18 protein-coding genes are annotated in these 21,048 nt (G+C 61.0%); 7 read left to right on the forward strand and 11 right to left on the reverse strand.

From position 1 onward, the window contains the following. The first annotated feature begins 4 nt into the window (after positions 1–4). Positions 5–400, forward strand: a complete 396-nt coding sequence (locus tag DET50_RS06285; RefSeq protein ID WP_258546066.1) for a RidA family protein — start codon at positions 5–7, stop codon at positions 398–400. A 21-nt stretch (positions 401–421) separates the two neighbouring features. On the opposite strand, the gene nfsA is transcribed toward DET50_RS06285, so the two are convergent. Beyond that, the gene (nfsA, locus tag DET50_RS06290; RefSeq protein ID WP_113862154.1) at positions 422–1,159 is read right to left on the reverse strand and encodes an oxygen-insensitive NADPH nitroreductase; all 738 of its coding nucleotides are present in this window, start codon (positions 1,157–1,159) and stop codon (positions 422–424) included. A 111-nt stretch (positions 1,160–1,270) separates the two neighbouring features. Here nfsA and DET50_RS06295 point away from each other — a divergent pair, with 111 nt between their 5' ends. From DET50_RS06295 to codA, 4 genes are all read left to right on the forward strand, one after another. Continuing rightward, positions 1,271–2,479, forward strand: a complete 1,209-nt coding sequence (locus DET50_RS06295) for an MFS transporter (protein ID WP_258546067.1) — start codon at positions 1,271–1,273, stop codon at positions 2,477–2,479. 208 nt (positions 2,480–2,687) lie between these two features. Further along, on the forward strand, positions 2,688–3,971 hold the full coding sequence (gene codB / locus DET50_RS06300) for a cytosine permease (protein WP_113862156.1): 1,284 nt from the start codon (positions 2,688–2,690) through the stop codon (positions 3,969–3,971). Beyond that, the gene (locus tag DET50_RS06305) at positions 3,972–4,673 is read left to right on the forward strand and encodes a PucR family transcriptional regulator (RefSeq protein WP_113862030.1); all 702 of its coding nucleotides are present in this window, start codon (positions 3,972–3,974) and stop codon (positions 4,671–4,673) included. A gap of 30 nt (positions 4,674–4,703) precedes the next feature. Then, a complete protein-coding gene (codA, locus tag DET50_RS06310; protein ID WP_113862031.1) occupies positions 4,704–5,933 on the forward strand; it encodes a cytosine deaminase in 1,230 nt (409 codons plus the stop codon). A gap of 69 nt (positions 5,934–6,002) precedes the next feature. Here the strand turns inward: codA and DET50_RS06315 are convergent, their stop codons facing one another. Continuing rightward, positions 6,003–6,560 carry an NADPH-dependent FMN reductase gene (locus DET50_RS06315; RefSeq protein WP_113862032.1) on the reverse strand — a complete coding sequence of 186 codons (558 nt, stop codon included), beginning with the start codon at positions 6,558–6,560 and terminating at the stop codon, positions 6,003–6,005. A gap of 253 nt (positions 6,561–6,813) precedes the next feature. On the opposite strand from DET50_RS06315, the gene DET50_RS06320 reads away from it, so the two are divergent. Then, on the forward strand, positions 6,814–7,764 hold the full coding sequence (locus tag DET50_RS06320) for a ketopantoate reductase family protein (protein WP_258546068.1): 951 nt from the start codon (positions 6,814–6,816) through the stop codon (positions 7,762–7,764). 45 nt (positions 7,765–7,809) lie between these two features. Here DET50_RS06320 and DET50_RS06325 read toward each other — a convergent pair whose 3' ends face one another. Continuing rightward, complete coding sequence (locus DET50_RS06325; protein ID WP_113862033.1) at positions 7,810–10,920, reverse strand: efflux RND transporter permease subunit; 3,111 nt, start codon at positions 10,918–10,920, stop codon at positions 7,810–7,812. Between the two features lie 12 nt (positions 10,921–10,932). Further along, positions 10,933–12,081 (reverse strand): efflux RND transporter periplasmic adaptor subunit, encoded by a 1,149-nt coding sequence (locus DET50_RS06330; RefSeq protein ID WP_113862034.1) that lies wholly within the window; start codon positions 12,079–12,081, stop codon positions 10,933–10,935. 176 nt (positions 12,082–12,257) lie between these two features. Here DET50_RS06330 and DET50_RS06335 point away from each other — a divergent pair, with 176 nt between their 5' ends. Continuing rightward, on the forward strand, positions 12,258–13,022 hold the full coding sequence (locus DET50_RS06335; RefSeq protein WP_113862035.1) for an IclR family transcriptional regulator: 765 nt from the start codon (positions 12,258–12,260) through the stop codon (positions 13,020–13,022). A gap of 2 nt (positions 13,023–13,024) precedes the next feature. Here DET50_RS06335 and DET50_RS06340 read toward each other — a convergent pair whose 3' ends face one another. The 7 genes from DET50_RS06340 to DET50_RS06370 form a co-directional block, all read right to left on the reverse strand. Beyond that, the gene (locus tag DET50_RS06340) at positions 13,025–13,357 is read right to left on the reverse strand and encodes a hypothetical protein (protein WP_113862036.1); all 333 of its coding nucleotides are present in this window, start codon (positions 13,355–13,357) and stop codon (positions 13,025–13,027) included. A 149-nt stretch (positions 13,358–13,506) separates the two neighbouring features. Further along, complete coding sequence (locus DET50_RS06345) at positions 13,507–14,895, reverse strand: phosphohexomutase domain-containing protein (RefSeq protein ID WP_113862037.1); 1,389 nt, start codon at positions 14,893–14,895, stop codon at positions 13,507–13,509. Between the two features lie 60 nt (positions 14,896–14,955). Beyond that, positions 14,956–16,434 carry a mannose-1-phosphate guanylyltransferase/mannose-6-phosphate isomerase gene (locus DET50_RS06350; RefSeq protein WP_113862038.1) on the reverse strand — a complete coding sequence of 493 codons (1,479 nt, stop codon included), beginning with the start codon at positions 16,432–16,434 and terminating at the stop codon, positions 14,956–14,958. A gap of 78 nt (positions 16,435–16,512) precedes the next feature. Continuing rightward, positions 16,513–17,709 (reverse strand): alginate lyase family protein, encoded by a 1,197-nt coding sequence (locus DET50_RS06355; protein WP_113862039.1) that lies wholly within the window; start codon positions 17,707–17,709, stop codon positions 16,513–16,515. A gap of 33 nt (positions 17,710–17,742) precedes the next feature. Beyond that, positions 17,743–19,212 (reverse strand): alginate O-acetyltransferase AlgX-related protein, encoded by a 1,470-nt coding sequence (locus tag DET50_RS06360; protein ID WP_258546069.1) that lies wholly within the window; start codon positions 19,210–19,212, stop codon positions 17,743–17,745. A 26-nt stretch (positions 19,213–19,238) separates the two neighbouring features. Further along, positions 19,239–19,886, reverse strand: coding sequence for an alginate O-acetyltransferase AlgF (locus DET50_RS06365; RefSeq protein ID WP_113862040.1), 648 nt, complete (start codon positions 19,884–19,886; stop codon positions 19,239–19,241). A 1-nt stretch (position 19,887) separates the two neighbouring features. After that, positions 19,888–21,045, reverse strand: a complete 1,158-nt coding sequence (locus DET50_RS06370; RefSeq protein WP_113862041.1) for an alginate O-acetyltransferase — start codon at positions 21,043–21,045, stop codon at positions 19,888–19,890. Positions 21,046–21,048: the final 3 nt, after the last annotated feature.

Below are 21,048 nucleotides of genomic sequence, written 5' to 3' on the forward strand. Positions count from 1 at the left end.
AACAGTGACCGAATCCATAACGACCACTCCTATTGCAACCGGCTTGCCGCAATCAAAGGCCCCCCTCGAATGGGCCGTGAGTGCGAACGGCATCCTTTTCACCGCCCAGATTCCGATCGACGCCAGCGGCCAGGTGGTTGCAGGCGGAATAGAAGCGCAGGCCCGGCAAACCATGGAGAATCTGAAACACACACTTGAGTGCGCAGGGGGCGGGATGGCCAGCCTGGCGCAGGCCCTGATCTATGTGACGGATCGGGCCCACCTGCCGGTGGTGAACCAGGTGTACGGTGAATACGTTACGCAACCATACCCGAACCGCGCGGCAATCATCGTCTCCGGATTTGCCCGAGAAGAGATGTTGGTCGAGATCGTGGCTTATGCCGCGACACCTCATCCTTGAGGACGCCTGAGGCGGTCGGGGTTACTTGACCCCGAACCCGCGCTTGTTGAGAAATTCCTTCATGTGCGGCCGAAGCTTGGTGGTGAACAGCGGCTTCAGCTCCTTGGACCAGTTGGAATCCTTGTTGCCACCGGTGCGGTCCAGGTAATACTGGTGCATGGTGTCGTCGAATGCGGCGACCTGCTCCTCGTCCTTGCTGTCGTCGTAGTAGTCTTCCTTGAGAATGGTCTCCAGCGACAGCCGGGGCTTCACTTCCGGATCCTGGTCCGGGTAGCCGAGGCTCATGCCGAACACCGGGTAGACGTGCTCCGGCAGTTTCAGAATCTCGGCCACCTGGGCCGGATCATTCCGGATCCCGCCCACGTAACACAGCCCCAAGCCTTCGGATTCGGCGGCAACCGCCACGTTCTGGGCCATCAGCGCGGCATCAACACTGGCCACCACCAGCTGCTCGGTCATACCCCGGACCACGTCGGCGCCAGCTCGCTCCGCGGCTTCGGTGGAGCGTTTCATGTCGGCGCAGAACACCAGGAAATCTGAAGCCTCCACCACATGGGCCTGGCCACCGGCCAGTTCGGAAATCTTGCGGCGGTTCTCCGGATTGACCACGTGGATGATGGAGTAGGCCTGAACGTGGTTGGAGGTGGCGGCGCACTGGCCGGCACGAACCAGCTCTTCCAGCAGGTCGCGGGGGATCTTCTGGTCCTTGAACTTGCGGATGGAGCGGTGGGATTTGATGAGTTCAATGGTCGGATTCATGGGTTCTCTCTGATACATGGCTTTCAGATAGCATACGAAACAGTTCACAATAATCCGTTCCATTGCCGTAAGGCAAACGACTGAGAATTCCCTTCCCTGGAGATTACGCTCTTGTCTGCTGACGAGACCAAACGAAATTTCGTGGCCGTCTGTGTATCGCTGACGTTCTGCTTTGTCGTCTACTCGATGCTGCTGGTGACGGTTCCGGTCTACAGCCTTGAGTTGGGCGCGACACCGCTGATGCTGGGTGTGGTTCTGAGTTCCCAGTATCTACTCCCGTTCCTGCTGGCCATTCCGCTCGGCGGCGTGGTCACTCGGCATGGCGGTCGGGTGACCCTGGTGGCGGGGGCGCTGGTCATGGTGGTGGGGCTGGTGCTGATGCAGGTGCTGCCGGGTTTCTATGGCCTGATTGCCGGCCAACTGCTGGTCGGGCTGGCCCATCTGCAGATGGTGCTCTCGGCGCAGACCGTGATCTCGTCACTGGCAACGGGGCCCAGGTTGGAAGGTTATTTCGGATGGTATGCGACCTGGCTGTCCGGCGGCCAGGTGATTGGGCCGCTGATTGCCGGCGGCTGGATCGAAGTAGCAGGAGGCGTTGGCAATCTTTTCCTGGTGATGGCCGCCATCGCCCTGGCAGGTGGAATCACGGGCCTGCTGCTCACCGGCGAGGCGAACCGGGGCGAGCGGGTTGCCCGATCGCAAACCGGGTTCCGGGCCCAGGCCAGGCTGATGCGGGAGAATAGCGGGGTGCAGATTTCCGTGCTGATCACAGTTGCCGGCATGTTCGCATTGGGTGTCTATGGCAGCTACCTGCCGGTGTACCTCGACAGCCTTGAAATGGGCGCGGCATTGATCGGGGTGCTGGTCAGTATTCGGGCGGGCGTGTCCATGCTCGCACGCCCCTTCATTCCGAGGATCATAGCTGCTGTGGGCGGTCGGGAAAATGCGACTTATTTGTCCCTCGGCACGCTTGCGGTTGGCCTGGGTTGCCTGGGATTTGCCGGGAATGCGCCCCTCGTGGCGCTGTTGTCGGTTCTGGTGGGAGTGGGCTCTGGTCTGTGTCAGCCCCTGTCGATGGTGGTGCTGGCGGAAAGTGTCGAGAAGGCCCAGCGGGCGGGGGCGCTTGGCATGCGGCTGATGGCGAACCGGGCGATCCACTTCCTGGCCCCGTTGCTGTTCGGTGCGATCCTGGCTATTAGTGGTTTTGGCGTGTCGTTTGCGCTGTCGGGGATTGTGGTGGCGGTGGTTGCCGGAGCTCTATATCGCTTTGGGTTTCCAACTCCGGGGGCATCGGCACGGCAGGAATCGAATCGTAAGTGATCGTGGGCTGCACCGTAATGAAAACCGGCCCGCTTTATTGCACCAAAACAAGGCGAAAAGGTCTCGTCAGAGGTCTCTTCGCCTTTCTTTTTGTGCAGATTGCACATGCAGGGTCCTCTTTTTGTTAGCGCGTGGCTGAATTAAACGGCATATGGCATAGACGTTGCCATGTCTTCTGGTGAGTTTTCACCACAGAGAGACAATGGCAATGACTTCACAAGTATCTCCCCAGGAACAGGACTATCCGCTTAGCCCGGTTCCCATGGACCAGCGTCGCAGTATCTGGTCCATGGGTCTGGTTCTGCTTGGCTTCACGTTCTTCACTGCCACCATGTGGGCTGGTGGCAGTATCGGTGTCGCATTCGATTTTTCCACCATGCTGCTGGTGCTGGCAGTGGGTAATCTCCTGCTGGGCACCTACGCGGCGATACTCGGCTATATCGCCGCCAAGACCGGTCTGAACACGGCGCTGATGAGCCGCTTCACCTTTGGCGAGCTGGGCAGCAAGCTGTCCGACTTCATTCTCGGGTTTACCCAGATCGGCTGGTACGCCTGGGGCACGGCCACCATGGCCATCCTGCTGGTCAAGCTGACCGGCCTGCCGGAAAGCTGGACCACCCCGCTGATGGTGGTGTTCGGATTTGGCTTCTGTATCACCGCCTTCATTGGCTACAAGGGGCTGGAAATGCTGTCCCGCTTTGCGGTGCCGGCCATGATCATTCTGGTGGCGGTCAGCATGACCATTGCCACCTCCGATGCCGGAGGTCTCACCGGGCTGCTGGCCATTACCCCGGCCGATGACATGACGGTGGCGGCCGCGATCACTCTGGTGTTTGGCACCTTCGTGAGTGGCGGCACCCAGGCCACCAACTGGACCCGCTTTGCCAAATCCGGAAAGACTGCCGTGATTGCGACCCTGGCTGCCTTTTTCCTCGGTAACGGTCTGATGACCCTGATCGGCGCCTTCGGCGCGCTGGTCTACCAGCAGGCAGACATCGTCGACATCATGGTGGCCCAGGGCCTGGCCACGCTCGGCATCCTCATGCTGTTCCTGAATCTCTGGACGACGCAGGATAATACCGTATACAACTTCGCGGTCGCCGGCTGCAACATGTTGCGTACCCGTCGACGTAAGTCGGTGACCATTGGTGGCGCAGCCATCGGTACGGCACTGGCCGTCATGGGGATGTACGAGTGGCTGATCCCGTTCCTGGTGCTGCTGGGAACCTTCATCCCGCCCATCGGTGGCGTCATCATGGCCAGCTACTTTATCGGCTACAAGCGTCAGTACCCGGCCCTTGAGGAGGCGACCCTGCCGGCGTTCAACGTGCCGGGACTGGCAGCCTATGCCATCGGCTCCGCGGCGGCCTATACCTCACCCTGGATTGCGCCGATTGTCGGGGTACTGGTTGCGGCGGCGAGCTATGGGCTGGTACTGCTGGTCAGCGACGCGGTGCGTGAGCGCCGGGCCCAGGTCCTGGGAGTCGCGTAAGTGGCCCTGCAATGCCGCGACATTCCGCAACTTCCCGGCCTCGGAGCGATTCAGCTCCGGGGCGGAAGTTCCGGCGCGGACAACTCGGTGCGCTGGCCTTACCTGGCGGAGAATCGTTCTTTCCGGCAGTGGGTAAGGGGCGGCGAGCTGGTGTTTGTCACCGGGATCAGCCGCCATCGTAGCCCGGCGAACCTGGCCGAGTGTCTCTACGAGGGCAGGGACTGCCGCATCTCGGGGCTCGTCGTGCTGACCGGCGATGCCTACATCGGTCAGTTGCCCGCCATGTTGAGCCGTCTGGCGGATGAACTTGCCATACCGTTGTTCGAGCAGCCGTACTCGCTGCCGCTGGTGGATGTGACCGAGGCCATCGCCAGGGCCATTCTGACCGGGGAGCAGGCGCAACAGCCCGAGGGTGACAGTCTGGCTGATGCCCTGGTGGCCCGCCTCGACGGTCATCAGCTGGACAAACTCATCGGTCAGTACCTGCCCGGGATGCAGGACCGTCTTGCCGGGAGTGCGGATCTCCTCGAAGCCTGGCTGGCCGAGCGGGGTAATCAATGTGCCATGGCCGAGGCGCTTGGCTGCCATAGAAACACCATCCGGAACCGGATGAACCGGTTGGCGGAGGACATGCCTCCGCAGACCGATCCTGATGAAACCTTCAAGACCCTGGTGCTGGCTCACCTGCTGTCAAAGCGATGATCCGGGCCAGAGTGAGAATGTGGAGATGTTATGAGTGAAAACCTGAATGCCATTGTCAACGCCCGGCTGCAGGGCCGCGAGGGACTGTATCAACTGATCATCGCCGATGGCCGGTTTCGCAGCATCCAGGCCCAGTCCGCACCCGCCGATGCCGGAGAGAATCAGCTGGACGCCGGCGGTAATCTGGTCACGTCACCGTTCGTGGAGCCGCACATCCACCTGGACGCGGCCATGACCGCCGGCGAGCCACGCTGGAACCAGAGCGGAACCCTGTTTGAGGGCATTGAATGCTGGTCCGAGCGCAAAGCCAGCCTGACCCGCGACGACGTGATCGGCCGGGCTGAGCAGACGCTGAAACTGTTTGCCGATCATGGTATTCAGCATGTCCGCACCCATGTGGATGTGACCGACCCCAAGCTGACAGGCCTTAAGGCCATGCTTGAAGTGCGTGAGCGCGTGGCTGAAACGGTGGATCTCCAGATCGTCGCTTTCCCGCAGGAGGGCCTCTGGTCGTTCCCCCAGGGCCGGGAATTGATGGAGGAGGCCGTGCGTCTGGGAGCCGATGTAGTTGGTGGCATTCCCCATTTCGAGTTCACCCGGGATTACGGTGTTGAATCGGTGCGTTGGCTGGTGGAGCTGGCCCACAAGCACGACCGCCTGGTCGACGTGCATTGTGACGAGATCGACGATCCCGAATCCCGCTTCCTGGAGGTTCTGGCTGCCGAAGCTCTCAGGCTCGATTATGGCTCCCGGGTCACTGCCAGCCATACCTGTGCCATGGGTTCCTATAACGACCACTACTGCAGCCGGCTGTTCCGGTTGTTGAAGAAATCCGGCCTGCGTTTCCTATCGATGCCCACAGAGAGTCTGCACCTGCAGGGGCGATTTGACGGTTACCCAAAACGGCGTGGCCTGACTCGGGTCCCTGAACTGCTCGATGCGGGCCTGAAGGTGGCGTTCGGTCAGGATTCCATCCGGGATCCCTGGTACCCGCTCGGGAACGGCAACATGTTGCGCACCCTGGACGTCGGCCTGCACGCCTGCCACATGCTTGGCATGGGCTGGATCGATCGGTCGCTGGAACTCATTACGGACAACGGCGCCGCAGCCCTGGATTTGAAGGAGTACGGCATCGAGGAAGGGCTGCCGGCACGCTGCGTGGTTCTTCAGGGGCGGTCCCCTTACGAGGTGTTGCTGGGGCAGTTGCCGGTTGCCGCGTCCATCCGCGATGGCCGGGTTCTGGTGAACCGGCGGGCTTGAGCCGCCTTTCAATAAAAATGCAGAATCCCCGGTTTGCCGGCCGGGGATTCTGGTCGCCTATTCCCCTGTTCAGCGAATCGTTTTAAGGGCCCTCGCCCATTTTTCCATTTCCTCCAGCATGGCGTTGGCGGAGCCCGTGTGATGCTCGGCCGGGAGGAAACGACGCTGGTCATCCAGGCTTTCCCAGGGCATCTGGACCATCACGCCTTCCACCATCGGCATCATTTTTACCGTGGTGACCAACTGCTTGGCGACCTGGGCCGAGCGTAGACCTCCGGAAACACCGCCGTAGCTGACAAATCCGCAGGGCTTGTAGTTCCACTCGTTGTAGATGTAGTTCAGCGCGTTCATGAATGACGGCGGCGGGCAGAAATTGTATTCGGGAATGACGAACACATACGCATCTGCCTTGCTGACGCTCGCTGACCAGGCTTTGGTGTGCTCATGTTCGTACTTCTGCATGCGAGGATGGTTGGCCTCGTCATAGACCGGAAGGTTGAAATCTGCCAGATCCACCAGTTCGCTGGTAAATGCTCCCTGGGCATTGGCCAATGAGTCGAACCACTCGGCAATGGAGGGGCCGACCCGGCCGGGGCGTGTGCTGCAGATGATGGTTTGCAGTTTCATGGAAGGACCTCGGATAGTGGATTCTCAGCCGTAGTGGGCCGGCCAGAGAATCTGTTTAACAAATCTTGATTGAAAACAGAGAGTAAAGTGCGCGAACCCGAAAAGATAACGGAGGATTCAGCAGGATTTCATCAAATATTCTGAGCGTCTCGGTGCGCTCAGGTAGTGATCCTGCGGGTCAGCGGGTTTGCCTCACATTCCCCGACGTTGTCCATGGTAAAATGCCGCTTTCCATGCAGCAGGAAATTACTCCATGACCCTCAAAGTGTTGATGATCGGTGCCGGCGGGATCGGCGCCTATTACGCAGCCCGGCTCGCCAGGGCCGGCCATGACGTGGTGCTTACGGCCAGGGGGGATCACCTGACAGCGCTGCAAAGCCAGGGGCTTCAGGTGGATTACGAGGGTGAGAAGCTGGACTGCCGGTTGCCGGCGGTCGACCACGCGGCACTGGTTCAGGATTATCGGCCGGACGATTTTGATCTGGTTGCAGTTGCCCTCAAATCAACCGCAACCGGTCCGGTAATGGACGAACTCGGGGACTGGCTTGGAACCGGCTCCGTCCCGGTGTTATCCCTGCAGAACGGCGTGGACAATGAGCCGCTGATTGCGGATGTGATCGGGGAGAATCGGGTGCTGGGCGGCCTGGCCGTGCGCATTGGTGGCCACATCATCGGGCCCGGTAAGGTGTTCGCCGAAGGCGTGGCACAGATCGTTATGGGGGCCTGGCCGCAAACAGATGGTCCGGACGATACCCGGCTGCCGCTGCTCAAGCGCCTGGAAAAAGCCTTCAACGAAGCGGGCATTCCCACCACGGTCACTGACAACATCCGTTACGAACTCTGGCGCAAGCTGGTCATCAACAATGGAGTCAATCCACTCTCGGCCCTGACCAGCCTGGATACCCGCAGCCTCACTCACCATCCCGAGTTCAGCAAGATTGTCTACGGCATGATGGCGGAAACGGTGGAAGCGTCGAAGGCGGATGGGGTAAACCTTGGTCAGCAGGATCTGGACGAGATGTTTGATCTGATCAGCAACTTCAACGCCATCAAGACCTCCATGCTGGTGGACAAGGAAAAGGGCCGGCCACTGGAACTGGACAGCATCGCCGGGGCGGTGCTCAGGCGATGCAGTCAGCTCGGCGTGGCAGCACCCCATACCTTTACGGTAAATGCCTTGTTGAAGCACCAGGAAGGGCAGTGAGAATCCGTGGTCACCGGAGTCGGTGACCACGATCTGGGGCTGGTGTTACTCGCCCGTCTTTCCCTTATTACCGGTCAGCCCGGCTACCACCACATAGAATAGCGGCACGAAGAAGATGGCCAGGAACGTCGCCGCGAGGGTGCCTCCCACTACGGCGGTCCCGATGGCGTGCTGGCTGGCACTGCTGGCACCGCTGGCGATCGCCATGGGCAGGACCCCGAACACGAAGGCCAGCGAGGTCATGATGATCGGACGCAGCCGCAGTCGTGCTGCTTCTGCGGTGGCCTGCAGCAGCGGTTTGCCTTCCTCTTCATAGAGTTGGCGAGCGAACTCCACGATCAGGATGGCGTTCTTGGAGGCCAGACCCATGGTGGTGAGCATGCCCACCTGGAAGAAAACGTCGTTGGACAAGCCCCGCGCCATGGTGGCCAGTACCGCTCCGAGCACGCCCAGTGGCACCAGCATGATGACCGCAAACGGGATTGACCAGCTCTCGTACAGAGCCGCCAGGCACAGGAATACCACCAGAATCGACAACAGGTAGAGCATCATGGCCTGGTTGCCCGCCTGTTTTTCTTCAAACGAGAGACCGGTGTACTCCAGGCCCAGCCCCGGCGGGAGATCGCGGGCGATACGCTCCAGCGTCGCCATGGCATCGCCTGTGCTGTATCCCGGGGCCGGGCTGCCCTGGATCTGCACGGCAGGCACGCCCTGGTAACGCTGCAGGCGCGGAGAACCATACACCCATTCACCGGTGGCAAAGGCCGCAAAGGGCACCATCTCGCCCTGGGCGTTGCGTACAAACCACTTGTCGAAGTCTTCCGGCGCCAGCCGGGATTCCTGCTGCCCCTGGACATAGACTTTCTTCACCCGGCCATTGTGCAGGAAGTCGTTGACGTAACTGGACCCCCAGGCCGCTGACATGGTGGCGTTGATGTCGGCAATGGACACTTGCAGTAACCGGGCCTTTTCGTCGTCGATCAGTACCTGGTACTGGGGCTCGTCCGGCAGGCCGTTATGACGCACCATGGTCAGCTCCGGTGCAGCATTGGCCCTGGCGAGGAACTCGCCCATACCCGCCATCAACCCCTGGTGGCCGATGGCGCCATTGTCTTTCAGGTAGAGATCGAAACCGCTGGCGTTGCCCAGCTCCAGAATGGCCGGAGGCACGATCGGGAATACGATTGCGTCCTTGATCCCGGCGAACCGACCGCCGGCCCGGCCGGCCAGCGCAAAGACGCTCCGGGCAAAGGTTTCCCGGTCGGCAAAGGGTTTGAGATCGACAAACAGAATCCCGGAGTTCTGGCCGCGGCCGGCGAAGTTGAAGCCCCGCACAGACATCACGCTCTTGACCACGTCGGATTCTTCTTCAAGCAGGTAATTCCCGGCTTCCGCCAGCACGGCTTCGGTACGCTCGGCGGTGGCGTTGGCGGGCAATTGCACCATGACAATCATCACGCCCTGATCTTCATCCGGCAGGAACGCGGTGGGGAGCCCTTTGAACAGGAAAGCCACACCGACAACCAGCAGAAGGTACAAGCCCATAAAGCGCCCTTTGCGCTTGATAAGGTAACTGACGCTGGATTTGTAACGGTCTGCATTGCGGTCAAAGGTACGGTTGAACCAGCCGAAAAAGCCTTTTTTGGCGTGCTGGTTCCCAGGCTTCAGCAGGGTGGCGCAAAGAGCCGGGGTGAAGATAAAAGCGATCAGCACAGAGAATGACATGGCCGAGATGATGGTGATTGAGAACTGTCTGTAGATCACCCCGGTAGAGCCGCCGAAGAATGCCATGGGCAGGAATACCGCTGAAATCACCAGGCCGATACCCAGCAGGGCGCCTGAAATCTGGTCCATGGATTTCCTGGCCGCCTCTTTGGGGGACAGACCTTCTTCTTCCATCAAGCGTTCAACGTTCTCCACCACTACGATGGCGTCGTCTACCAGCAGGCCGATAGCCAGCACCATGGCGAACATCGTCATGACATTGATCGTGAACCCGAAAGCGTACAGCACGCCAAAGGTCGCAAGCAGAACCACCGGCACCGCGAGTGTGGGGATGATCGTGGCCCGCCAGCTCTGGAGGAACAGGAACATCACCAGGAACACCAGAACCACGGCTTCGGCCAGGGTCTTGGCCACCGTCTCGATGGACGCGGAGACCACCGGCGTGGTGTCGTACGGCAGAACAATCTCTATACCTTCAGGCAGGAAGCGCTCCAGCTCGGCCAGGGTTTCTTTCACCCGTGCGGCCGTTTCCAGCTGGTTGGCGCCGGTCGCCAGGCGCAGCGCCATACCGGCCGCTGGCGCGCCATTGTATTTACCGGTGATGGCGTAGTTTTCGTTGCCCAGATTCACCTCGGCCACATCGGCCAGGCGCACCTGTGAACCATCCGGTTTCACTTTCAGCAGGATGTTCTCGAATTCTGCGGCGGTTTTCATGCGCTGTTTGCCAATCACCGTGGCCTGCAGCTGAACACCCTCCGCCGTGGGCAGCCCGCCAAGCTGGCCCACTGACACCTGGACGTTCTGGGCCCGCACCGCGTTGATCACATCCTGTGGGGTCAGCTGGAAACTGTTCAGTTTTTCCGGATCAAGCCAGATGCGCATGGCGTACTGGGAACCGAACAGCAGGAAGTCACCCACACCCTGGGTGCGGGCAATCGGGTCCTGGATGTTAGAGACGATGTAATCGGCCAGGTCGCCCTGGGTGTACTTGCCATCCGGGCTGGTCAGCGCAAACACCGTGAAAAAGTTCACCTTGTACTTGGACACCCGGATACCCTGGCGTTGCACTTCCTCCGGTAACAGTGGGTTAGCCAGCTGCAGTTTGTTCTGAACTTGCACCTGGGCAATGTCCGGGTCGGTGCCCTGTACGAAGGTGGCAATGATGGTCATGCTGCCGTCCGAGTTGCTCTCGGAGGAGATGTAGCGCAACCCATCAAGGCCGTTGAGCTGTTGCTCGATGACCTGTACCACGGTGTCCTGCACAGTCTGTGCCGAAGCGCCGGGATAGACCACAGAGAGTGCGATGGCCGGCGGGGCCACGTCCGGAAACTGGTTGATGGCCAGGTTCTTCACCGCCAGGCCGCCACCAAGCATCAGCATCAGCGCGATGACCCAGGCAAAGATAGGCCGTTCGATAAAAAATCGGGGCATGCTGGGAACTCCTTATTCGGTCCGGGGTGTCAGATCAGGACGCAGGTCGACATTGGTTGCCGGGGCGGCCTGCACGGGAATGCCCGGTGCCAGGCGCTGAACGCCTTCGGTCACAATTTTTTCGCCGGCCTCCAGGCCAGCGTTGACTAACCAGGTGTTGCCTACCGTGCGGGCGGTCTCCAGGGCACGGCGACTGACGGTGTTGTCCTCGGTCACGACCCAGACCGTGGGGACGCCCCGCGTGTCACGGGTCACGGCCTGCTGGGGAATCAGGATGGCATCCGGTCGCGTGCCTTCTTCCACCACAGCACGGACAAACATGCCCGGGAGCAGCTTGCCATCAGGATTGGGGAATTCTGCACGCAAGGTAACCGAGCCGGTGCCTTCGTCCACCATCACCTCGGAAAACTTCAGGACGCCTGCAAGGGGATAACGCTCGCCATTTTCCAGTACCAGGGAAACCCGGACATCGTCGTTTTCATTCGCCTCGATCAGACCGCTTTCGATGGCTTTCTGGAGATCCAGCAGTCTGGTGACCGGCTGGACAATGTCGACGTAGATCGGATCCAGTTGGGTAATGGTGGCCATTTCATCCTGCTGGCCATTGGTGACGAGAGCCCCTTCGCTGACCCGGGAGCGGCTGATTTTGCCACCGATGGGGGCCTTCACCGAGGTGTAGGCAAGATTGATCTGTGCAGCCTGGTACTCTGCCTCTGCACTGCGGCGGGCTGCCAGAGCATCATCATACTGCTGGCGGCTGATGGAACGGCTGCCCACCAGATTCTCGTAGCGCTGGGCCAGATTGCGGGCATTCACCAGAGCCGCTTCGGCCCGGGCCAGGGCGGCCAGGTAGGGCGCATCATCGATCTGGTAAAGCACTTCGCCCTCTGCCACAACACTGCCCTCGGTAAACAGCCGTTCCTCGATAATGCCGTTCACCTGCGGGCGAACCTCGGCAACACGCCAGGCCCGTGTTCGGCCCGGGAGTTCCGACGTCAGCGTCAGGGGTTGTTCGGTGACCTCGTAGACTCCGACCTGGGGTGGCGGGCGCTGGCCCTGATCCACGCTGTTCGGGTCACTGCATCCGGCCAGTATCATCGGCAGGGTTAATAAGACTGCAAGAAGCCGCGCGAGCCTCTGCCGTTCAAGGGTAAGGTGCATCCGATATCTCCGTATGTGCTGGTGAGGATGTACTGCAATGCGGGATAACAACCGTATTGCGATACACCCGTTAATATCGGATTCTACTGCGGATTGCGGGTAGCGCGGCGGGTTGACAGGGACGTCCCGGGGCTCCGTAATACCTCCACATGTGAAACCATCCGGAAGCTGCGCCGATGATGTCAGAACAGGATCAGAACCCCGAACCCAGGCACGGGGGGATTCAGGTAATCGCCCGCGCGGCGGCGATCATGAGGGTGTTGGGTACCCATCCCGATGGCCTGAGCTTGGGTGAATTAGCCAGGGAATTGTCGCTGCCCCGGTCCACGGTCCAGCGCATTATCGCGGCGCTGGAAACGGAAGGTTTTGCGGAGCACGCCAGAAGCGGTTACCGGCTGGGGCCGGAACTGGGTCGTTTGCTCTACCATACCCAGGTTGACGTGATATCCGTGGCCCGACCATTGCTGGATGAATTGAGCCAGAGCCTGGACGAAACCGTTGTGTTCTGTACCGCAGAACGGGAACGGGTACTGGTAATCGACAGGGTGGTTGCCGAGCGGGAACTTCGGGTGGTCCCGCCCATGGGCACGATTCGCGTACCGTTTCATTCCACGGCGCCGGGCAAGGCGCTGATGGCTAACATGGACGACCAGAGAGTTGGTGCACTGCTGGATCTGGCGGAGGCCGAGACCTCAGAAAAGACGGTGGACCGGCAAGGTCTCCTGCGGGAAATTCAGACCGTGCGCCGAACCGGCGTGGCGGAGGAAATGGAGGAGTACCGCGAAGGCATCACAGCCTTCGCGGTGGCACTGGAAACCTACCTGGGCCACTTCGCCGTGGCGGTGGTGGTCCCGACTTTCCGGGCCCGGCATCACCGCAAGGAATATGTTCAGCCTCTCAAGGACTTCAAATCCCGTCTTGAAGCCAAACTCGGCGCCTGATCCTATTCGGTGCCGTAACGGTCCTCGGACCAGTCCATCAGGCTGCGCTTCTGCAGTTGCGTCAGCAGGCTGTTGATGCCGGCGAGCATCAGGAACACGAAAATGCCGAAAGGCACCAGGCCGTGAACCTCGGGGTTCGGCGCGGCGACGGCGGGCACCAGGATCAGGCCGATGCCGTTACGCAGCAGCCGGATGCCGAGGATGCTGTAGTGGAATCCCGGCTGAAGGGTGTTGGCCGGTCCTGTCAGAGTGCGTCCCAGCACAGGTAACAGGTGTACGGTGTTCAGCAGTAGAATGATAAAGATAAGTGTCTGGGCTATCTGCAAAAATGTCATGATACTGGATGAAAAGGTAAGAATATCGGGTCAAAAAACGGTCGGAATTATCGCCGATTGGCGCTTTTTTATCCAGTGTCTCGCGATCCTGGCCCTGGCCGGTGGAGGTGCCCTGGCGCCCCGCTTGCGAGGGCCAGGGTGGCCCCGGGTCAGATGGCGATGCTGATCTGTGAATCCTTCTGGGCCTCGCCATCGAGCTCGTCGATGTCATCGAGCAGGGATCGGGTAAAGCACTTCATCAGTTCGATATCACCCCGGCTCTCCACGTTCAGCCGGATCACCGGTTCGGTGTTCGACATCCTCAGATTGAAGCGCCAGCGCTGGAACTCCATGCTCAGGCCATCGATGTGCGTGACCGACAGGGCCTCCTCCAGATATCGGCGCTCGATGCCCTGGAGGATGTGTTCCGGGTCTTTCACGGTCCGGTTGATTTCACCGCTGGCAGGGAAGGCCTCGATCCGGGCGTCGATCAATGACGACAGCGCTATCCCGGATTGGCACAGCCGCTCGGCCACCAGCAACCACGGGATCATGCCGCTGTCACAATAGGCGAAGTCCCGGAAATAATGATGGGCGCTCATCTCGCCACCGTAGATGGCGTCCTCGTCCCGCATCCGCTGCTTGATGAAGGCATGGCCGGTCTTGCTTTCAATGGGCTCGCCGCCGGCTTCCTGTACCAGTTCGCGGGTATTCCAGGTCAGGCGCGGGTCATGGATCACCTTGCCACCGCCGGTCTTGCACAGGAACTGGTCTGCCAGCAGCCCGACAATGTAATAGCCCTCGATGAACCGGCCCTTCTCGTCGAAGAAGAAGCAGCGGTCAAAGTCTCCGTCCCAGGCGATGCCCATGGCGGCATTGCTGGCAGTGACCGCCACGGATGTGGGCGTCCGGTTTTCCGGTAGCAGCGGATTGGGAACGCCGTTGGGAAAGTTGCCGTCGGGTGTATGGTGAACCCGATGGAACTCGAACGGCAGATACGGTTCGAGGGCATCGATCACCTCGCCGGCACCGCCGTTGCCCGGATTCACCACGATGCTCAGGGGCGTCAGGGTATCCCGGTCGATGTAGCCCAGAAGGTGCTCGATATAGGGCTTCATGGCATCGATCTGAAAAAACTCGCCTGGCTGGCGGGCATTGCCCAGGGGTTCCCGGCAACCCTCCCGGATGGCGAGCAGGCCGTTGGTGGAACTGATCGGGCGGGCGTCCGGGCCGACCATCTTCATGCCGTTGTAGTCCCTGGGGTTGTGGCTGGCGGTTACCATGATGCCGCCATCCATGCCGAAATGGCTGGTTGCGAAATACACCTGCTCGGTGCCGCACTGGCCGATATCGAACACATTGGCACCGGCCGTGCGTAGTCCTTCGCTGAGTGCTGCCGCAATCTCGGGGCTGGACAGCCGGATATCGTAGCCGACGATCACCTTGCGGGCGCCGGTGACCTCCACATAGGACTGGCCGATGCGCTCGGCCAGTTCGGGATTGAGTTGTTCCGGTACCTTGCCCCGAATGTCATAGGCTTTAAAGCAGTCAAGATCCATGGTCAGTCTCCTCTGAATCGCTGGGAAACAGGCCCGTACCCCGGAGGGCGGGCCCTGGTTTCAGGCCCGGGTCATCATTACCGGGATGGCTTCTTCTTCCACTTCGCCGTAGCCGGACTCCGTTTCCTGGGGCGTGCGGCCGTACTGGTCATCCAGTCGCTCGATGTCGTCCTCGCCGAGGTAGGCGCCGGACTGGACCTCGATCAGTTCCAGGGGAATCTTGCCGGGATTGAACAGGCGATGGACCGAACCGATGGGGATGAAGGTGGATTCGTTCTCCGAGAGCAGGAAGGTTTCCTCATCCCGGGTCACCTCGGCGGTGCCACGCACGATGATCCAGTGTTCGGCCCGGTGGTGGTGCTTCTGCAGCGATAGCTTCTCGCCGGGTTTGACGGTGATCCGTTTGACCTGGAACCGGTTGCCGTTGTCGATGCTGTCATAGCTGCCCCAGGGCCGGAAGACTTCCCGGTGTACTTCGGTTTCGGTCCTGGCCTGTGACTTGAGCTCGTTGACGACGTGCTTGACGTCCTGGACGCAATCCCGGCGGGCCACCATCAGGGCGTCCTTGGTATCGACGACAACCAGATCCTCCACGCCGACCATGGCCACCAGTTTGTCCGGTGCATGGACCAGGCAGCCGGAGGTCTCCCTCAGGCAGGCGTCGCTGTATACCGCATTGCGCCGCTCATCCTTGTTGCTGATGTCCCAGATGGATGACCAGGCGCCGACATCGTTCCAGCCGGCGTCCAGGGGCACCAGGGTGGCGCGGGTGGTTTTCTCCATCACCGCGTAGTCGATGGAGTCCTCGGGGCAGTGTGCGAAAATTTCGGCTGGAATCCGCTTGAAGCCCATGTCCTGCTCCAGGGAGCGGGCCGCGAGCATGGCGGTGTCATAGATATCGCGGCTGTGTTTTTTCAGCTCCGCCAGATAGACGTCGGCGCGGAACATGAACATGCCGCTGTTCCAGTAATAGCCACCTTCCTCGAGCAGTGCCCGGGCTGTGGCCGCATCCGGCTTTTCAATGAACCGGCGGACCGGGCGCGGCTCGTTGGGCTCAAGCTCGGGGTGGCCGGCAGCGACATAGCCGTACCCGGTTTCCGGCCGGTCCGGAGTGATGCCGAACAGGACCAGGTTTCCGTCCCGGGCAACCTTCATGCCTTCTGCGATGGCCTTGTGGAAGGGCTCGGTCTGATCAATGGCATGATCCGCCGGCAGCACCAGCATGATCGCCCTGGGGTCCTGCCGGGCCACCTCGATGGCGGCCAGAGCCACGGCGGGTGCGGTGTTGCGCCCGAACGGTTCCAGCAGGATGGACTGTGGTGCTTTGCCAATGGCGCTGAGCTGCTCCTGAACCAGGAACCGGTGGTCCTCGTTGGCCACGATGACGGGTGCCTCAACCTCCGTTTCGGGCAGGCGGGCCAGGGTCTGCTGGAACATGCTTTGTTCGTTCAGCAGGGGAAGAAACTGCTTGGGGTAGGCACGGCGCGATAACGGCCAAAGCCGGGAGCCTGTGCCACCTGAGAGTATCACTGGAATCATAGTCCTGCTCCTTTCCTCGTTTCCTGAAGGCCCGGAGTCGGTTCCGGGCGGGTTTCTGACCTGGGTCGGTGCCATTGGTCAGCCGTTGGTTGTGTGTCCGTTGATGCGCAGGTCCGTCGGGGGGAAGGGATCGGTCCCGTTGGGCCAGAGCGGTTCGATGCCATACAGAAACTCGATGTCGCCACCCAGGCGGGTGCTCTTCATCGGGCCATACTCCTCCAGGAAGGAGGACATGCCCGGCAGGCCACTCCAGGTTTCGGTCCAGGGGCGCATCCAGGCCAGGCCCCAGCCGGTATAGAGCCCCTTGGTGATCTGCTCGTGGCCATTGATGGCGGCTATCCGGTCGGGCTCTTCCAGGCCATCCACCACGTTCTGGGCGAGCTTGACGAACCGCTCCCGGTTGCCGTCGTATACCGGCGTGTCGTTCACCTCGGCGAACACGGCAAGGAGCGTCAGTGGCTGCATGGCATAGTTCAGGTACTCCAGGGCGCGATCCTCGCGGCTGAGCTCCTTGGGCAGGTAGCCGTCGGAGGTGATCTGGCCCATGGCCTCGTCAAACTTGGCAAGGGACCAGGACCAGTCGTCACAGTCACCGGTCGCCACGGACGCAGACATGACCGCCCAGGCGGCCCAGTAGTCGTGGTTGTTCACCTTCCTTGGCTCGCGATCGGTGTAGTATTCCCTCACCCCACCGACCACCCGGGAGAACCAGTCCTCGATGCGGGCCAGTCGCTCCTGGTCCAGGGCGGTTTCGCTCGACGACAGCTTCATCCGCAGGTAGGCATTGGCCGATGCTGCCAGTGCCCATTTGCGCACCGCCTGGCCAACATGGTTGATGTTCTCCGGCAACAGGGCGTCGGCACTGGCCCACTGTTCCAGGTTGTCCAGCACGCAGTCCCGGGCGGCAGGGCCGTCCCCGTCTACCTGGTAGTCGTCGGCGGCGGCGATAACCGTTTTTTCGAAGTTGCGGATGTTTTCCGATGCCTTCAGGTATTCCTGGTAGGCGGCTTCGTTGAGTTCATTGCGGGCGCTGTCGCTGCCCTCGTACTTGCTGGTGAAGTCCATGTCACCGGTGTGCGGTGGCACCATTTCGCAGTCGTAGTCGCCGGCACCCTCCCGGACTTCGGGGATCTGGTAGTAGCCGAGAGGCGCCCTCAGGCCCTCAGTCGGGCATTCTGCGGCGTTGAGAACGGGCGTGGCGGCCAGGCTCAGCACTGTGGCCGGGAGGAGGGTGCGCCAGGCTCCGGGTATTCGTATCGGGTTTTCCGTGCTCATAAGGCAACTCTCCTTTCAGAGTTGATGAATTGCTCAGATTTCCTGACGGCGGCAGATTTTGGCCGTGACCGTCAGGCCTTCGGTGACCTGTTCCGGTTCCAGCGCCAGGTCGAGGGACATGAACAGCTCGTCGTTCCAGCTTTCGCCAGTGGGTAGCTCAAACATGAAGCGTCCGGTGGTCTCGACCCGGGAGCCGTATTCCAGATCAATCCGGTCCTTACGGCCGAAGACGAACCAGATGAGAGCGTCGAGCTTCTTGACCTTCGGATCGCTGAACTGGAGTTCGATGAGGTACTCGTCACTTGGCAGTTCCAGGAATTCACCACCGCCGTTGAACAGCACTTCCGTGGTTCCGGCGGAGACTTTGGCGGTGTTCTGGAGTACCGGCTCGCTGCCGGAGCAGCCGTCGGTCACCATCGGGACGAGCTGGCGGTAGAACTCGGCGCTGTCCAGAGTGTGGTAGGCCGGCACCTCCCAGAGCAGGATCTTTGGAGGCGACTGCTGGAAGTTATCGGACATCAGGTACTCGAAGATGGAACCGTCGTAACTGCCGCCGGCAACGGCGACGTTGAGAATCTCCACGCCGAGAAACTCCTGCAGATAACCGACAAAGTTATAGTCCTGGGCACCTTTGCTGTTACTGGTGCCCACCAGGGTGATGGGCGGCAGGGTGTCCTCGCCGAACAGGGCGCTGGCCTCGGAGGATTCCAGGGTGCCAGCGGCCTGGGTACGGAACTCGTCCACGTACTGGGTGGGCCAGGTCTGGCCACAGATCCTGCGGGCGGCATCCTGCAGCGAACCGTCCTTGCGGATCAGGCCGGTGCGTCGGGTCTCGAAGCTCTGTTTGGGCAGGGACTGGTAGGCCGGCATCTGCTTTATCCGGTCGGCCACCAGCTGCGCCGTGCGTTTGGCTCCGAAAGGGGTCCAGTGGTGGTCACGCTTGAAGTAGTAGGCATCCTTGCGGTCCTGCTCCCGCAACAGGGGGCTGAGGTCGGGTACCACCAGCCCCGCCGAGCGGAAACGCTCGAGCGCGGCGACGTAATTGGTCCGGGCAAAGGGCCAGGAGAAGGACACCGGCATGTACTCCGGTAGCTTGTCGGGGTGCACCAGGCCTTTGGTTGGCTGGAACACCATGACCAGTTCGGTGCCGGTGGTCTGTTTCAGGTGACGGGCAAATCGCCTGAGGTGGGCAAGCCCTTCGGGGCTGGGACCGAATTGTTCGGGCAGCTCGGCTTCTGACCGGAACAGCCAGCCGTCCTTGCCATCGACGAGAACATTGAAGTTCTTCAGATAGCTGGTGTCGTAGGACTCGATCCGGGAAGCTGCCGGGCAGAGGTCGCAGCAGGGCTCGACCTCGTACTCCGGGAACTCCACCGCCGATGCGTCCGGCAGGCCGAAGGCAACCCCGGCCAGAACCGCCGCCAGAAACCGCCCCGGTCCAGGGCCGAGGCGGAGTGCACGCTTGCTGATGCGGTGCATGAATACCGTCTCCAGTTGTTTCACGGAATGTTTCTTTGCCCTGTCACGGCTCAAATCGAGGTGTCCACCTTGTTCTCACTCACGATCAGTCGCGGTGAGCCTTCCACCTCCAGGATGAAGAAACTGAACACCTTGCCGCGCTGCAGGTTGACCGGCGGGGTGGTGGCCAGTGCCTGGCCGTCGTCGAAGGCACCCAGAGATACCTTGACCGCATTGATCTCGCGGTTGGCCACGTCCATGGAATCCAGGCCCTTGATGACGTCGACCTTGCCGTCGGCGGTCTTCAGTGAAATGGGCGCCTCAGGCGTCAGGTTGTAGAAAGAAATCAGCGCCTTGCGCGGATTGTTGAAGGCTTTGTCCTCAAGGATCATCAGCTCGCCGGAATCCATTACCACGGCGGTGTAGAACCGGTTCTTTTCCATGGTTACCGGTGCCGAGCGGCCGGCGACGGACAGGTGATAACCGCCCTCGGGCAGGTAGATGTAGGGGCTGGCCTGCAAGGGCTCGATATCCTTGAGGGATTTGCCGCCAATGGAGGCTTCGGGCACGGTGCCCTTGATGTCGGCGTTGACCACCCGGATGAACGCGGCGCCATCCGGCGCTTCAGCGGCATACAGGGCGTCCTCGCCCGCCTGGGCGGCCAGGGGAGTGAGCAGAAATGTCAGTAGCAGAGTCAGGGCTTTGAAGATTGGATGCATGTCAGTGCTCCTCAGAGATTGATGGGTTGCGGTTGGTGGCAGCAGCCAGTTGATGGCTGTTGTTCCCGAACCAGGCGAGTGCCTGTTCGGATTCAATGGGCTGGGCCAGGTATCGCTCCGGGAATTCCCAGAGCACCAGGCTCGGCCGGTTGGTCCGGAACTCCTCGGACTGGAGGTATTCCGTCATGGGTTCAAACGGGCCTTGTCCTTCCTCGGCCAGGTTGATCAGATCCTTGCCCAGGTAGCGGCGCAGGGCGCCCGGAAAGTCCCACAGGGGATTGGCGCTGTAGCTGGTGCCGACCAGCACAAGGTCGGTCTGCTGTTCCGAAAACAGCAGGTCACTGGCGCTCTCGTCGCTTTTGGCCTTCACTGTTTCGCGCTTGTTGAAACGGTCCGGGCGGGGAGCCAGGTGCTCGAACAGCGGGTCCAGGGGCAGGTAGTTGAGCAGATCGCCCTCATGACGAATCGGTTCGCCCAGCGTGGTCACAAACGTCTGCTCTCCCCATGACTGCTTGTCCAGGCTATGGCGGATGAAGCCCGAAGCATGGCGCGCGAAGACTTCGGCGCCTGCAGGCGACCAGTGGGTGTCGGTCCGGAGGAAGACCTGTGTTCCCTCCACCTGCGCCCGCTCCAGTTCGCCCAGCAGATCTGGCGCGTCGACACCTTCCGACTTCAGGCGCTCCAGGAACCGGGGATACAAGGCCTGCATCTCGGGGGCAGGGCGGGTATCGCCGAGTTTTTCGGTATAGACGCGGGCTTTGCTGGGGACGACCAGAACGACCAGCGGGATATCTCGGGCGCGCAGGAAGTTGCTGACTTCAGCCACACGCTCGAGATTGGTGTCGATCAGTTCGGGATTGTCGGTGGCCGGGAACAGTTCCTCATCGGTGAACAGCCAGTTATCACGCCCGATGGTCACGCCGGGACGTCCCTCGTCGAACACCAGGTAATTGATCGCCGCCCAGATATTCGTCCCGAGGTCTCGAACCGGGAACTGGTCGTCGTAGTGGCTTTCCAGATCCCGTGCCAGCTCGCCGTTGATGGGGTCGAGCTTTTCGGCAGCCCCGTAGTTGGCTAGCGAGCGCAGGGACAGCCCGCCCAGGGTCAGGACAGTGACGATGAAGAGTCCGGCGGTCAGTTTTTTCGAAGTCCTGGTCATGGC

This window comes from Marinobacter pelagius, from assembly GCF_003315345.1.
GTDB classification, from domain to species: Bacteria; Pseudomonadota; Gammaproteobacteria; order Pseudomonadales; family Oleiphilaceae; genus Marinobacter; species Marinobacter pelagius_A.